At 42.2% G+C, this 18,523-nt stretch carries 2 protein-coding genes; both read left to right on the forward strand.

Annotated elements, in window-relative coordinates; all coding sequences use genetic code 11:
* Nucleotides 1-175 precede the first annotated feature (175 nt).
* Entirely contained in the window at nt 176-9,367 is a 9,192-nt protein-coding gene (locus G613_RS19475) for an InlB B-repeat-containing protein (RefSeq protein ID WP_029232356.1), read from the forward strand.
* A gap of 885 nt (nt 9,368-10,252) precedes the next feature.
* Nucleotides 10,253-18,277 (forward strand): InlB B-repeat-containing protein, encoded by an 8,025-nt coding sequence (locus G613_RS0109045; RefSeq protein ID WP_029232357.1) that lies wholly within the window; start codon nt 10,253-10,255, stop codon nt 18,275-18,277.
* Nucleotides 18,278-18,523: the final 246 nt, after the last annotated feature.

Genomic DNA, 18,523 nt, shown 5'->3' on the forward strand with positions numbered 1-18,523 from the left:
AAAATAGGTGGTCAAATAGATTGAGCCTGCAATAGTACTCTGATAATAGTACGAAAACGATTTAATTTATAAAATTGTGCGAAAATTAATGAAATTTTATATCAATTTAATTGCGACTAACGAAATAAAGTATATATAATATTTTCATTACATCATAATGGAGGCATAGCTGGAAATGAGAATGTACAAAAAGCTGGTATCATTGTTACTTGTTGGAACATTGGCTCTTGGAAATGGCCAGATTACAGCCAAAGCAGTGGATTATTCAACTGATTTTGCAGCAGATGAATTGTCACTGGAGCCAACGGACATTTCTAATGAGGACACCAGCGCCTCGACCGGATTAAGTGATGGATTAATTATTGATAGCAATGATATTATTATTTTTCCGGATGATGAGGCAGATGAAAGCGAAGATTCAGCTTCTTTATCATCTACAGAACCTGATGCCGATATAGATGATGGATTTCTTGAAGTTACTGATGACACAGAAAAGGATCTTTTTAAGAATACTGACAATTTAGAAGAAGACCGCATTAAGAATGCGGATGATTTAGAAGATATTAGTACTGATGATCTCCCGGAGGAACTTCCGGAAGATTTCTATACAGAGTATCCAACCGGGGGAGTAATTGATCTGGAACCTCTGGTTGATATTGAATCTTATTCCAATGGTCGAAAAGGTCTTCTCCAAGCCGATTATCTCGATTCATATTATGTTACCCCTGATTTACCAAGACTAAGAAAACAATCCCCTTATGCAACTTGCTGGGCATTCGCTGCGGTAGCTCTGGCTGAGATTAATCTCATGAAGTCAGGGATTATGCCTGATGCCGACTTGTCGGAGTTACATCTTGCATATTTTATGTATAATACAGAAACAGATCCCCTTGGAGGAACAGCAGGCGATTACAGCAAGATTGGAGCCAGGAATATTCTCAATTATGGTGGAAGGACAGAATGGGGATTTAATGCCTGGGAGAGATGGATGGGTGTTGCTGATGAAGCAACCGTTCCGTATTCTCTTGGCAGTAAAGCAAACAGTACAGGTCTGGATTCCAGTCTTGCCTATAGTTCGGTTGCGCATATAGTCAATTACTATACGGAGCCTATTCAACGGGATACTGGGCTGATTACTACCGGTAAACATGCAAATTTAAAACGAATGATCAGAGATTTTGGAGCTATAAGTATAGATTTTTATGCCTATAGTTCAATGTCTGATTCATATAGTGACAAAATTTACAATGTTAAGACCAATGCCTATTACAACCCAAGTACAGACACTAAAACCAACCATTCAGTAGTTTTAGTGGGCTGGGATGATGATTTTCCGAAAACAAACTTTGCTCAGGAAGCACCCGGAGATGGAGCATTTCTTGTAAGAAATAGCTGGAGATCAGGCGATGGATCTAGTGATGATTACAGCTATTCCGGTTATTTTTGGATGTCATACTATGAGGCCAGTCTTGGAAGCAGGGCTTATGCAGCAGAGTTTACCACAGCTGATAACTATGATAATAACTATCAGTATGATGCAGGACTGCTTTATAGTTCAATGAAGCTTACTAAAGCTGCCAATATTTTCAAAACTCATGCTGAGGGAGGAGAGAATGGAGAAAGCCTGGAGGCGGTTAACTTTTATACATCTTCCTCAAATGTCTCCTATACTATCGATATTTATACGGATTTAAAAGACCTTAATAACCCGGAAAGCGGAACTCATGTCACCTCTGCAACTACACGAGGTACTACAACCTATTCAGGACAGTACACGATTGAGCTTGCAGATAGTGTTACTATGCCTGCAAACACTACTTTTTCTGTTGTGGTTTCTTTGAAAAAAAGCGGAGAAACAGTGCCATATGGGCTTGAGTTCAGTTACACCTATGGAACAGTTACTCTTTCCGAAGGTCAGAGCTTTTATTACAGTAACGGAAAATGGGGTGATTTAACAGACTACGGAAATGTAGGAAACTTCAGTATCAAGGCCTATACCAATAATGTAACTACGGATTGGGAACAGGAACCGAAGGAACCTGAAGAGCCCAAGGTAGAACTTGAGGATCTTAATATATCAAGTAATCTGTCAGGCAATGCTACAGTTGGAAATACCTATAAGTTTACCGCTGCCATGGTTCCAAGTAACTACGAGCCTGAAGGCGATATTAAATGGTCGACCACGACTCCCACAAGAGTATCTGTTAACGAATCTACCGGCGAGGTAAAAGTTCTAAGACCCGGTCCATGTTCAGTTACAGCCACGCTTGATGGTGTGTCAAAGTCGGTGACTTTTGATGCTTATCCGGCCTCCACTGATTATGGATACACAGTTTATTCGGATAATATTGTCAAACTGTGGTGGAATGGATCTTCAGATGCTACTTCATACCGCATTTACAAGGGAACCAATACATCTTCATACACTACAGTTAGCGCAAATAACGGCGACAACCAGTATACCTATTCAGATGCAACCTTCAAAAACAATTACAATACCGCCAAAACCACCTATGGCATCGGGTATGTGATAGCCGGTAAAGTCTATAAGGTTTCACTTGATGTCACACTTAGAAAGACTGCGAATATAACTTATGTTCTTAACGGCGGAACAAACAACCCTGCTAATCCAAGCTTCTATGTTCTGGGCACAACCACTAGCCTTTATACACCGACCCACTCCAAGGGTTATGTATTTGAAGGCTGGTACCTTGATGCTGCTTTCAGTGCTAACAAGAAGAGAATCTCTATTCTGCAATCCGACACAACAGATCTTACGTTTTATGCGAAGTTTTCCAAGACTGACATAAGCGGATTTGCAGTGGAGGGCTTTGTCAGCTCTTTTGACTACGATGGACAGGAACACTTACAGAATACGCATATTATCTGGGATTCTGCAAACACTAACCTTGTAGAAGGCGAAGATTACGAGACCTACTACGGAGCCGACCTTATAAATGCAGGCACCAAGACCGTTTCCCACGTGGGAAAAGGCGGATTTACAGGAACTATTTCCAAGACATATACGATAAATGCCTATGACATTCAGAAGGATTCTAAGTTAAAAGAGCCGCTTATTACCGTTACTCTTTACGACGAAAATGGCGCAGTGAAGGCTCCGGATGAGAATGGAAACTACGTTTATATCTATGACGATGAAGACGTGAAGCCTTCAGTAGGGCTCACATACGCAAATGCCGCAACATCCAAGACTCTGGTAAAAGACAAAGATTATACCGTAAGTTACAAGAATAATACTGCACCGAACAAAGGCGAAAATCCTCAGAAAATGCCAACAATCACCATAACCGGTAAGGGCAACTTTACAGGCTCGGTTGACATTGTCTTCTATATTGATGTTCTGATTTATGATGCATTTCTATCTGCAGAGGATATAGTCTTTGAGAATAAGGCCGGAAACTATGTCACAACCTATGTGGTAACTGATAAGGATGGTAAAAAGCTGGAAAGTGGTGTGGACTATGACAAAGCAGTTGTCTACACCTATGCTACTGACTGTGTACTTCTTGACGGAACAGCAAGAAAAGCTGGCGAGACAGCTCTTTTGACTGATATTGTCCCTGCCGGAACCAGGATGAAGATTACCGCAACCTGGCTTAACAGGTACAGTAAGGAAATCACGGGAGAGTACACAATTCTCCCTCCAGCTGTTGAAATCAAGAATATAAGCGTAATCTATAACGGCAATGGTGCAACTTCCGGTACTATGGCCAAGCAGACCCTGAATGCCAATGCGACAATTACCCTTACAGCGAATAAATTTGTCAGAAAGTACTATGAGTATGCAGGATGGAATACAGAGGCCGATGGAAAAGGAACTGCCTACGATGATAAGGCGGAGCTTATTAATGATGGATCCCTGGGAACAGAGGATATTACCCTTTATGCCCAGTGGAAGCCGATAGAATACAAGATAACTTATCATACCAATGGTGGACAGAACAATCCGGCTAACCCTGCAACCTATACAATTGAGACAGATACTTTCTCAATTGCCGCTCCGGACAAAGCTAACTGGGCCCCGGGCTATCAGTTTGCAGGATGGTACAAAGACTCCGGATATACCACCAAGATAACTGAGGTTGCAAAGGGCTCCTATGGAGACCTTGAACTGTATGCAAAGTGGATTCCGTATACTTATACGGTTCGTTTTGATGGAAATGGCGCAACAAGCGGCAGCATGGTGGATGAGGTGTTCTCCTATGGCGTAAGCAAGGCACTTACTGCAAATGCTTATTCCAAGAAAGGCGCTGTTTTCCAGGGCTGGGCGGTTAGCCAGGAAGATGCAGATGCGCTGAAGGTTACATACCAGAACAAGCAGACGGTAAAAAATATTACAACACCGAGAAATGATGTTGACACAACAGTCACTCTTTATGCCGTATGGAAGTCTGAATTTGCGATTAACTATGATCTGGCCAGCGGAAGATTTGCAGAAAATACAAATGTTCCTTACAGCTATACCTACGGAACAGCAGTAACTCTGCCAACGCCTGTAAGGGACTACTATGTCTTTAACGGCTGGTACAAAGACAGCACGTACAAAACTCAGGTTAAGAGCATTTCCAGGACAAACACCGGGGATGTGAACCTGGTGGCTAAGTGGACACCTTACACCTTCAATATTTCTTTTAACTCCAATGGGGCAACCTCCGGCAGAATGTCGGCTCAGAAGTTCACCTATGGTACGGCCGCAAGCCTCAGGACAAATGCCTTTGTTAAAAACGGTTATAAATTTGCGGGGTGGAATGCGGTTAAGAATCCGGTGAATGATCAGGGAGAGGCGGACTACGGCAATAATTTCGCTGACGGTGGTAGTGTGACCTTTGATGAAGGATACTTTGCAGAGGTACTGGCAGGCTATGGCCAGATCAAGAATAATGCCACTATAACTCTTTATGCTCAGTGGAAAGAGACAAAGTATGCTGTTTCTTTTGACACAAACGGCGGCTCTGTTGATCCTGAATTAGTGGCCGAACTTGGCTTTACCAAGACTAATTTCGAGGGTGATGAGGGCGGCGCAAACACCTATTACTATGAATATAACCATAAGGGCGGTTATAAGCTTCCTACGCCAACCAGGAAGTATTATTCCTTCATGGGCTGGTATTCCGATAACAATTACAGGACAAAGGTAAATAGCATTTCCCAGAGCTCATGCTCGGATATTACACTTTACGCTCGCTGGAATCTAACCTTTACAGTTTATTATGAAGGCAATAATCCAGGAGTGACCAATTTCTCGGGAACTATGAAACCTCAGAATATCGGATATGATGCTGGTGCAAACCTCACAAAGAATGCGTTTAAATGTCCGGGATATACTTTTATGGGATGGGCTGTCATTGATGAAGATGACGGGCAGAATACTACGGATAAATATGTTGATACCATAGAGGTAATGTATACAAACGGTCAAAAGATAATTCGACCGGAAAAACTTGTGTATCCTAAAGATGGAAGTGAAGAAAAACCATATATCAGACTTTATGCGGTTTGGAGAAATAGATTTAGTATTAGATATAGTTCCAATACTGAGAGCCTCATTAAGAGCGGTCCGGCCATTAGAACGGCAAGTATTATTGAGCAGCAAATAGGGGATGTAGAATATGACGCTGAATCCCTGCCAATTACTGAGCTTCCTGTTCTTGAAATGGATGGATATACTTTTGGCGGCTGGTACTTAGATCCTAATTTCAAGACAAAGGTAACCAGTTTTCCCAAAAACACCACAGGAGATAAGGATTTATACGCCAAATGGACAGGCAATAAATATACCATTACTTATAAAAACGACTCTCCGACAACTAATGTAAAAGCAACTTCGACCTCGCAAAGCTATATCTATGGCACGGAAAAGGCTATTGCCAACAGCTCTTTTAAGATTCCGGGCTTTGAATTTGTGGGATGGTCCACTCTTCCGCTGGAGGATAGAGGGGAGGCCGGACCTGAATACATGGCAGGAGATAAGGTTGATCATGTAAATGTGGCCGGGATGGAGTCCGGGTACAAAGAGTCAGTCACTCTTTATGCTGTATGGGAAAAGATATCCTATGGAATCACATATGAAAATGTAGAAGATATCGATAATAGTGCTAACCCTGATGCCTATACCATAGATGACACCGTGACTTTGGCTGAGCCTCAGGCTATCGGCGACACCTTCCTTGGCTGGTATTCTGACAAGAACTTCAGGACCAGGGTAAAAGAAATCAAGAAAGGCACCACAGGAAATAAGACTTTCTATGCTAAGTGGGCCAAATCTCAGTATACAATCAGATATGATCTGAACGAAGATGCTGGTACAGAGCTCCATGCAGTGCTGGATACCAGTAGAGTTGGCTATGTAGATTCTTATAATAATGCCATGGATTCAGGCTATGCCCTGGCCACAGCAACCAGAGAAGGATATTCCTTCGGCGGCTGGTACAAGGATAAGCAGTGCAGGACCAAGGTGGGGACTCTAAAAGCCAATACTGCAGTGGATATGACTGTTTATGCCAAGTGGATTCCTAATACTTATAGAATCCATCTTATTTCAAATGCCGAAAACGTAACCGGAACTATGAAGGATATGACCGGGCTTAAGGTTGGTACAAACTATAAGCTGACAGGGCTGTCCTTCAAGAAACAGTACTACTCTTTTACCGGGTGGAATACCGAAAGTGACGGAACCGGTATATCTTTTAACAACGCACAGACCGTTAAAAACCTCACCACCACAGATGGTGAGACTGTGGATCTCTATGCCCAGTGGGCAATCAATGTCTACAACATTTCCTACCACCTAAACGGCGGAGTAAATAACCCAGGAAACACTAAGCTTAGCTATACTCCCGAGGATGAAACCTTCGACATCATGGCGCCGGACCAGGATCAGTGGCCTGTAGGCTATTACTTTGGCGGCTGGTACTCTGATAATGGATATAAAAAGAAAGTGGAGCAGATCAAGCAGTTCTCCACCACAAACTACGACCTTTATGCCAAGTGGGTGCCCTACAAATACACAGTTCATTTCGACGGAAACGGCGCAACATCAGGATCAATGCCTGATGAAGTGTTCTCTTTTGGCGTGCAAAAGGCACTTAATGCTAACAAGTTTGCTAAAAAGGGAGCTATCTTCCAGGGATGGGCTGTAGCCTATGATGGCTATGCGATGGAAAAGAATGCTAGGGAATTAGAAGATGAAGTGGGCAATGTAGCTGTTGATTACAAGGATAAATATTTGGTAACTACAGACCTTGTAGAAAGGCGTAACGATTCAGACGGTGAGATCACATTAAAGGCTGTGTGGAGGGATACCTTCTACATCACTTATTTGGAAAAAGATCCTACGGGATCAAATGCAGATAGTTTTAAGGAATGTGATTTTGATGGCACGATTGAGGATAAAAAATCATATAAATATACCAATGCAGTTAAGTTGCCGACTCCTGTAAAGACCGGATACACCTTTGGCGGCTGGTACAAGGATACAAATTACAAGACTAAAGTTAATAGCATTACAGCATCAAATTATGGAGATTTTGTTCTCTATGCTAAGTGGACACCCTACACCTATACCGTGAAATACAATGGAAACGGAGCAACTTCCGGCAGTATGGCTGCTACGAAGTATTCGTATGGTATAGATGGCAGTCTTAGAGCCAATACCTTCGTAAGAAAAGGATACTCTTTTGAAGGTTGGAATATAGTTAAAACTCCTGTCGATGAAGAAGGTGCACAGGACTATACAGGAAATATTGATGATAAGTGCGAGGTTTCTTTTACCCAGGGGTATTTTGCGGATCTTTTACAGAATGATGGCGGCGTCAGAAATAATGTGACTTACACATTGTACGCCCAGTGGAAGCCTAGAAAATATAATATTGATTTTAAGACTAATGGTGGGCAGCTTGAGGTTTACGATGATACAGAAAGTTCAGAGGTTGAGCTTGTAGATACCAAGCTTGGTACTAATGAACTTATTGTACGAAATGAAATAACTAATGACGGAGAGAGTTTAGTAGCTCATTATGAATTCAATCATAAAGGCGGCTACAAGCTTCCAACTCCTACAAAGGAAGGATATAGCTTCGTGGGCTGGTATTCTGATCCCAGCTATAGGACAAAGGTGACAAGCATCGCCCAGTCAGCAGCAAGCGACATGACTCTCTATGCCCGCTGGGATATGAGCTTTGTGGTAAGATTCCATGGAAATGGAATGAAGGGGCAGGAAGTTTCAGGTACTATGAAGGATCAGACCATTAAGTATGACTCCGGGGCAAATCTTACTAAGAATGCATTCAAGAATCAGGGCTATGCGTTTATGGGATGGACGATAGCTTCAAGCATAGAGCTGTCTGAAGAGAAATTGACAGATATGGAACTATCAGATAAGACACTATCAGACAAGACACTATCAGACAAGACACTATCAGACAAGACACTGACAGACAAGGTACTGTCAGATGACTTTGTCTATAAGAATGCAGCCAAGATCCAGCGGCCGAATGAAGCTCTTTTGACTAAGGATAAGGAAACCGGTAAGTTCTATTTGGATCTATACGCGGTTTGGAAAGATAGGTTTACAATTTCTTATGTTTCCAATATACCTAAGGCTGAGGTTAAGGGAGCAATTAGGGAAATAACACCTAATTCCATAGAAGATGATGATAATGATCCATATGTACATATAGATGACACTATATATGAAATTACGGCCCTTCCTATGGCGTCACTTCCTACCCCGGAAAGAGATGGATACAACTTCGGCGGATGGTACTCAGATGCTGCGTTAAAGACCAGAGTTACCAATATTCCTAAGGGAAGTACCGGGGATAAGACCCTCTACGCCAAGTGGAACAGTAAGACCTATACTGTAACCTTCAATGCTGATGCCCCTTCCGGGCACAAGGCATCCGGCAAGATGAATAATCAGAATCTTAGCTACGGTGTTTCCAAGGCTCTTAGCGGTAATGCCTATAAGGTTACAGGATATGCTTTTGTGGGGTGGTCGACGCTTAGTTATGATGATCGTGGTGACGCCGAGGCAGAATTTACTAACAGTATGAAAGTGGCAAAAATCACTGATGAATATCAGGCCAAGGTTACTTTGTATGCGGTTTGGAAGAAGGTAACCTATAACATTACCTATCAGAACGTGGCTGGAATTGACGGTAGGTATAATCCTACTTCAGGCTCCTACACCGTTGACGATGGCGTTGTTCTCTACGAACCGTATCAGGTGGGCTACACTTTCCTGGGATGGTATTCTGACAAGAATTACAAGACCAGGGTAAAAGAAATTAAGAAGGGCTCTACCGGAAACAAGACCTTCTATGGTAAGTGGAGTAGGAATGAGTGATGATATTTTAAACATGTTACTGTCTTGATAAATACATGGCAGTAATAGACATTATGTGTATGACATCCTGTAATGTTAGGTGCATTTGACGCCACCCTTGACGGAACCTGCTGGAAACGCATGTCATTTTATGCCGACGGTGAAGATGATGGGAACAGCAGGATTTGCAGCTATGGATCTGCAGCTATGGATCTGCAGCTATGGATATGCAGCTATGGATATGCCTATATTTGATATTGATGAAAAATAGCAGTTGTTTACTAAAAATGCACTGCCACTTTCAAGAAAACTACAGTATAGGCAGAGCAGTACCGAAAATTTATGTTGGTATTTAAAAATTTGTCAGGTAACATAATAAAATTGAGCTGAGATTATGCTCATATGAGAAAAAATCGTAGCTAACATAAAGAAATTGCTTATAAATTATGTTAAAACAAGGAAATCTCTCAGCTAGCATAAAATACTTATCAAGTATTTATGTTAGCTGGATAAAAATATGTATCTAACATAAATAGTCTAACAAAGTCTTATGTTAGAAATAGAAAAGTCCACACTTAACATAAATGAACTTCCAAATAATTATGTTGGCGAGGCAAAAATCGAAAACCAACATAAAATGATGCGCTTTGAAATTTGCATTCACCAATTGTGTCCAAATTGTGAAAATCCGTTGCAAAAACGACAAAAAATCTTCAAAAAAGTGTTCAAAAAGTTAAAACGAAGTATTATATTTGTCCTTGGGTAAAATCAAGAATGATAGTCATGATGTTATGAAACATAGCATCATGACTATTTTATTGAGTAAAAATCTTATGGCAGAGACAATGTGGGTATTGCCATTGAGATAGTGTATTAGAAACACAAACCAAGGAGAGGCGTGTAAAAATGAAAATGAAATTCACTCAGAAGTTCATGGGAATGTTTTTGGCAGCAGCAATGGTGATCCAGTCAGTGGTACCTGCTTATGCTAATGACAATGCAAATGATCTCTTTTCTACTGATATCACGGATGAATCAGGGGATGGACTTTCTACAACTCCACTGGAGAAATCAGGCATTACATTGACCGGAAGTAATGGCAATGGAAATAATGATGTCATTATTTTTGGTGATGATAATAACGGAAACACCGGTGACAACACAAACACCAATGGTGGTGACAACACAAACACCAATGGTGGAGACAATACAAACACCAATGGTACTGGTGCTGATGACACCAAGGACGCGGATAAAGAAAGCACAGATCCAGAGAAGCTTCAGAATGAAGAGAACTCTGGGGATGACAATAATACAAATACAGAGGGAAAAGAGGGTGAGGCTTCACTTGAAGTACAGCCTCTTATTCTTGACAATCTTGATAACAAGAAAATTGTTGTTAAGAGCGCCAATGGTGATGGAATTACCCTTAATGTAAATGGGGGAACTTTCGTAGGAAATACTGAGCTTGAGAATTTCAATCAGAGTTCAAATGAAATTGCAGGAGATTGGCCGGTAAAAGAGAACGCTGCATTCACAGGTTGGTACTGGGACGCAGACGGCACACAGCTTGCAAGTGATACCTCAAGTGAATCAGCAAGAAACCTTAGCGGAGTAGAACTTGGTGAAACTCTCTACGCAGGTTGGACTACAGATTATTACACAATCACCTTCTATGCCGGAGAAGATGGCCGTATCAGCGACTCTGTTGCACAGGATGGCACAAAAGAAGGCGAAGAGAAGACTAAGACAATTCGTGTTCCAAAGAATAGCACTCAGCCAATTGGTTGGTACATGTACTATGCCTGGAATCATTATGATCAGGTAAGAAGCCTGGAAAATTCTGATAAGGTATTCATCTATTGGAAAGACCAGAATGGCGCAAAATTCTATGGCGACGATGTCATGAATGTCAGAGCTACAAGCGATATGACATTTACAGCTACAGCTAATCCTAAGGTTACTTTCTACGCCGGAGAGGGAACTTTTGAAGGCTTTAGCGGCAATGACAGTTATGCAGGTAACTATAACGAAGACAAAACAGAAGCTAGTATTGAAGTTCAGGAAAACACACGCCTTTCAGAATTTGGTACATATACAAATAACAAAACAGACTGGGTATACAAATATATCCCTTACGATCCTACACCAAATAACGAGGATTATGCATTTGACGGATGGTTTATTGATGAAGCTTGTACTCAGAGAATCAGCGCAGTTGATCTTCTGAATACAATTGTTACAACTGACAAGTCATTCTACGCAGGTTATAGAAGAACAGACAGCTACAAGATTACATTCAGACCAGGCAAGGATTATGCCAACTTTACAGACGGAAGCAAGGAAGTAGTTATCGAAGTTAAGAAGGGACAGCCTCTTACATACAATTCAAAGGTTAACGCTTCTCCTATAATTGATTTTGCAACTGCAAACAGCATAAATGGTAGCCAGGTTCCAACAGGCTACTGGATCTGCGGCAATGAGAAATACTATTTTTCAAATCAGGGTGGTTTGATCAACAAGGGCGCCGAGGTTATAAGCGGAAATGACTCTTATTATATGCCTTCTTCCGGATTTATTCCTACCAGCGACATGGTATTTACTGCTGAGTGGAAGAATGCAGTAACAGTTACATTCCAGGCAGCTGAGAATGCAACTATTGATTATAATGCAGCTTTTACTACACAGGATGGTCAGGTTAGAGTAGAAACAGATCCATACCTTGAATTTACAGATGAGACTCGCACAACACTCAAATTTACAGCCCCCGCAGGAAGAACCCTTGGAGATTTTGTACTCCTGGCTCCTGCAGCTCATGATAATGATGACAACATGGCCTATACATGGGGCTATGATAAGACAGGCAAGGGCCTGAACTTTTATACAGTAGTTAACAGCAATATCACTGTTTATGGCAAGAAAAATACTATCGGAGACCAGATAGGTACCGGTCCAAACAGCGGTGAGACCATTGGAACTGTTACTCTTCATGCAGAAGGCGCAACAATTCTTGAAAATGGATATACTAAATACGAAGATGAAATGGTAATCGAGGTAAAAGAGTGGTCTTCAAACTCAATGTCTCGTATTATCCAGGTTTCCCCAAAAGATCCTGACATGGCTTTTGCAGGATGGTACACAGATCCTGAGTGCACCAAAAAATACGGTTATATTAAGACTCAGAGCGGAATGGACAGACTTGTTTTCCCTCAGGAGATAACAGATCTGTACGCTAAGTTTGTGACTTCTTATAAAGTTACATTTGATGCAAATGGCGGATATTTTGATGAAACATCAACTACATATTCAGGCGCAAATACAGGTGTCACAGCAATAACTGCACCTGTTACACCAGGAAAAGATGTAGATGTAACATACTATACAAATAGAGTAAGACATGACAGCAAGAAGGTTTTTGCCGGCTGGTACGAGGATCAGGAGTGCACAGTTAAGGCGAAGACAACAAAGAAGACTTCATACGGAGAATCCTACACACCAAAGGCAACAGTTACACTTTATGCTAAGTGGACAGCAAGCCCTAAGGCTAACCCTACTATAAAGCTTACTCCTGCAACAATTAAGCTCAATATCGGCGGAACAGCCAAGCTTAATGCCCAGGTTACAGGAGAATCAGAAGACAACGTAAGATATATTATTTCTTCTGTAGTATGCGGAAATTCAAACCGCGACAGCATTTTACCTGCAGCCATCGATGATGAGGGTAATGTTCGTGCTCAGGCAGAAGGAACAGTTAAGGTCTATGCCCAGATCAACGGCGTAAGATCTAACATCGCAACAATTACTGTAGCATCAGCTATTGCTACAACAGTAGGCAAGATCACATACACACTTAACGGCGGCGTTAACAACAACAATAACCCTTCATATTACACAAAGGGAGATGAGGTTGAACTTCTTCCTGCTACAAGAAACGGCTACATCTTTGCAGGCTGGTACGCTGATGCCAAGCTCACCAAGGAAGTTGACGAGACTACCTTTGCTTCAGGCAAGGCTGTAACTGTATACGCTAAGTGGGAAGGCAAGAACTGCACTATTTACTACAATGCAAACGGCGGTACATTTGCAGGTGAGGACGAGGTTTCTACAACAGCTGTTTATGGCGCAGTTTATCCTAAGAACGTTCCAGCAGTTAACCCAACTCGCGTAGGCTATACTTTCGCAGGATGGTACACAGCTGCAGTTGGCGGAACAAAGGTTACACCGGGAACAACTAAGTTTGCACCTGCAAACGCAAGAACTGACAAGGTTTATGCTCACTGGACAGACGCTGTTTATACAGTTAACTTCCATAGCAACCTGGCAAAAGACACAAAGATTGCCAAGACTTACAAGCTTTCAGTAGATGCTACTAAGACACTGGATCCTCAGACAATTCTTGGAAAAAATATATTTACAGCAGCCAATGCTGACAAGTTCGAGGGATGGGCTCAGAACTCAGGAACAGCTCTTTTTGCAAACACAACAACTGTTGAAGAGCTTATCAATGCATTCCCTTCAACAGCAGCTAAGGTTACAGTAGATCTTTATGCTCAGTGGGAGGAAACTTCCGAGTATTATACAGTTAAGTTCCTCGTAGGAAACGTGGACAACTTTGATCCTGCAGACTTTGTAGGAAGTGAAATCGGAACAATTGATTCTGATGATGATCTCATCCAGTATGCAACTGTTTATGTAGACCAGCAGTACATGCTCACAGGAAGAGAGATTCTCAGAAAGGGCTATACACTTAACGGCTGGACATATGTTAACGACAGAAAGCAGAAGGTAACACTTAAGCCTACTGCATCTTTCAAGAACCTTACAGGAGCAGGCAAAACTGTAGAACTCACAGCAGTTTGGTCAGCACCACAGAGCTACACAGTTAAGACAAACCTTAACGGCGGTAAGTACACAGGAACAGATAAGCTTCCGGTTAAATACTCATATTCTACAACTTACACTCTGCCTACAAGCCAGCAGATGGTAAGAACAGGCTATACTTTTACCGGATGGACTGTAAACGGACAGACAGTTACAGGCCTTGGTAAGGGCAGCGATTGTGAGACAGGAAATGTAACTCTTTATGCAAACTGGCAGAAGATTAGTTACACCTACAGCTTTAATTTAAATGGTGGTTCTTTCCCTTATGAGTGGCCTGAATCATTGTGCACTATGAGATATGATGATTCTATTTCTCTTGCTAGCTTGAAAGCTACAAGAAACGGCTACAACTTTAAGAACTGGACATATGTTGGCGATGACGGCAAGGTTAAGACAATTGCTGCAAACGGAGCAATCAAGAACCTTACTACAGTTGCGGGAAAAGAAATAGAGATTACAGCAAACTGGACACCAATCACTTACACTATTACTTACAATCTTAATGGTGGAAAGCTTGCTACAGCAGCTAAGAACTACACAAACGCATCTATTGCAGATTCAAGCAAGGTAATGTTTGGCGTTCCTACTAAGACAGGTTATAGCTTCGCAGGCTGGACTCTTGTTAATAAGCCTGTTGCTACACCTCCAACAGCAAGCTTCACTTATGTGGCTGATGAGAACGATGCAAACAAGATAAAGGGTTATACCCTTACTCCGGAAAGCTACGGAAATGTTGTACTGTATGCTGACTATGTTCCTATGACTTATACAGTTCACCTGATGGATAAGAACGGTGAAATTGATTATGCTCTGAATTATCAAAGTGATAAGCTCTACACAGATACCATGAACTTTATGGATCTTACAAAAGAATTTGCTAAGGAAGGAGTTATCACAGAAGGAAAGAGTATCAAGGGATATGCTCTTAACACAAGAGATGCTCAGAGAGGTACTGTTAAGTATGCCCTTGGCACAAACTATAAGATTTCTGATATTGTAGCTGCAACTAAGACAACAGGAACTGACATTTACCTTTATGCAACTGAAGAAAACGAGAAGTACTATGTAACAACAGCTTGGATGCCTGATCTGGCAGGTGGTGAATCAACACTCCAGGGTGAGAAGACATACTACTACGACAAGAATAGGGATTATAAGATCACAGCTCCTAAGATTACAGGTTACACAGTAGATGGCTGGAAGATCGTAGCTAATGACGGCACAGGTACAATTGAGGAACTTCCCGGAGAAGCCGGCAAAGACTATGTGATTGACTCAGCTAAAAACCTCACTATCAAGGCTGAATGTGAGCTTTTCAAGAACAGATATTTAATTGCTGTTATGAAGCCACAGACCTATAAGATCAAGCTTGTTCCTAACGCTGGTGATGTATTTGCAGCAGGTGCAGAAAAGGCCGTTGCTACAGCAGGCGCTGACTACATGGTAGATGGAGCAACTGCTCAGTTCGAGCAGGGTGATACTACAGCAGCTCTTTCTTTTGACAACTACTCATGGAGCAGAGCAGGCTATACCCTTACAGGATTCTCTTTGACCAACAAGGGAGCTGTCCTCTCCGGCGGAGCTAACGCAAATGTGGCAGATCTTTTTGCAAAGGCTGATAGAAATAAGTTTGTTAAGCTCTATGCTATTTGGACACCAAATACAAATGCTATTGATTACAACGTTGATTGTGCGGTAATCGTAAACGGCAGTGATGATGGCACAGTTTATACAGATATCAGTCAGGAATACAATGCTCTCAAGGCTGATGTTAAGACCTACACTTACACCAAGAATCTCACTCTTCCTGTGCTCAAGAGAACAGGCTACAAGTTCCTTGGATGGAAAGAGGCAGGAGCGCACAATGCAAACGTAACTCTTGACAAAAACGGCTATGCAACTAAGGTTGGACCTAAGAATACAGAGGATTTAAGCTTTGTAGCTTACTTTGAGGAGCTTACTTATAAGCTTTCCTTTAACCCTAACGGCGGACTTTACAACGGATCCAAGAACACAGTTGTGTTAAAAGAGAAGGTGAGATACTCAGAGGATATCAAGCCTATTATTGATAGCCTTGCAACATATGAAAGAGCTGGATACGCAACACCTAACTGGACTGTCCTTGCGCTTTCACCTAAGGCACCAACAGGTAACCTTAATGCTTCTCAGGCTAAGCAGTGGGTTCAGGGCTATATGAATAGCTATGTAAATGAACAAGGACAAAGAGTATACACATCCTGCGTTCTCTATTCCACTAAGGCAGTAACTATTTATCCTCAGTGGGATGGCGGTAAGCTTTCAGTTTCTAAGCCTGAAAGGGTTACAGCATATTACATGAGAGGCGGCGAGACTGACCAGATGAATCTCTCAGTTACATGGTCATCTACAGGAAATCGTACTGATTTTGAGATGCAGTATGCTTCAAATCCTACATTCCTGTATGGTGTACAGACTGTAATATGCGATGCACCTTATGCACAGATAGAAAATCTCCCTGGCAAGAAGTACTACGTACGTGTAAGAACACGTTTGAAGGATTCTACAGGCGGCTATCTTGTCGGCGCATGGAGTACAACTGTCAGCGGTATAGCTAATACAACAATTTATCAGACCCTGAAAGTTAACCATGTTGTGGACGGAGCAGCCGCAGTTGCTGCAGCTGACAGACTCGGAGCTGTTAACCAGAGCCTTCTTCAGGCCCTTGGAACACCTAAGAGAGCCGGCTACGACTTCAAGGGATGGTATAGAGATGCTCAGTGCTCAGCTGAGAACCAGGTTACATCAGACGTTATGGTTGCAGATAATGAATACGGCAACCAGTACTATGCTAAGTTTGAGCCTTCTACCTTCAAGATCTCTTTTAACTGGGGAACAGGCGTAACAGGCGGTGCTAAGCTTGCGGCAAAAGACGTAGTTTATACCAGAACATATCCTGAGCTTCCTACAGTTGGAAATGCCAAGAAGACAGGCTATACCTTCGCAGGTTGGTATCTTGGAGATCAGAAGATTGAAGAGGGTGATCAGGTTCAGATCACAGCTAACACAACACTCACAGCCGGATGGACACCTAATAACTACGAGGTTTCATTTAATCTTAACTATGCGACAGAGGAGGCCGCTCCTGCAGCGCAGACAGTAACATATGCTGCAACTTACGGAGATCTTCCTGTTGTAGAAAGAGAAGGCTATACATTTAACGGTTGGTACACTGCAGCTTCCAAGGGAACTAAGGTTACAGGTGCTACCAAGGTTGCAATTACCAAGGACCAGACCCTGTTCGCTCAGTGGGCAGTTAAGTCCTACAAGGTGAACTTTAATGCAAATGCACCTCAGGGCATGACAGCTTCAGGCAAGATGACAGTTCAGGCCTACAAGTACACAGAAAAGAAGGCCCTTACAGCCAACGCTTTCAAGGTTACAGGACATACTTTCCTTGGATGGGCAACCACTGCAGATGCTACAACAGCTGAGTTTACAGACAGGAAAGCAGTTTCCATGGCAACAGACCTCTTCCAGTATGCTGATGCTAGCGGAAACGTTAAGCTCTACGGCGTATGGAAGCCTATTGAGTACACAGTTACTTTCTCATATGGCAAGAACCTTGGATCTAAGACTGTTAAGGCAGATTACGGAACAGAAGTAGCTTCACTTACTGAGGAAATCGAGGCATCATTTGAGCACATCCCTGGCTATGCGTTCTCAGGATGGTACACAGCCAACAACTATGCTAAGAATACCAAGGTTAGCGCTGCTAACAAGAACACCAAGGTCACAGGAAACAGAACCTACTATGGTTTCTGGGCAGTGGTTTACCAAAATGTATACTTTGAGCCTATGAACGGTCAGCAAACAATTAATGTTTACGACAAGCAGTACGGCACAAACATCTGGAAGCTTAAGCCAGCAAAGAATCCTACCAAGACAGGCTATGTCTTCGATGGCTGGTGGACAACTCCTGATGATCTGACACAGCAAGGTGAGCAGCTTACAGAGACTACAACTCTTGGCGAAGAGAGCGTAACTTATTATGCACGTTGGAAACAGCAGTGATAAATAATTGTTATAGAAAGTGTTATGAATATGAGGAAAAGCCCTCGCAGCGTATCATTATGCGCTGCGGGGGCGTTTTGATATAGAGAGTTTCTCTAAATTTCAACTGTCGGATACGTAATACCGTTAATTTCTTAAGAAAACGCCCAAAAATCTTTAATAAATCTTAAGAAAATCGCAAAGATTTTCTGGGCAATATGTGGTAGCCTTTCTTTTGTGCTTATTCTGAGCACGCTGTCATATTCA

Source organism: Butyrivibrio sp. VCB2006 (genome assembly GCF_000420945.1).
GTDB lineage: Bacteria > Bacillota > Clostridia > Lachnospirales > Lachnospiraceae > Butyrivibrio.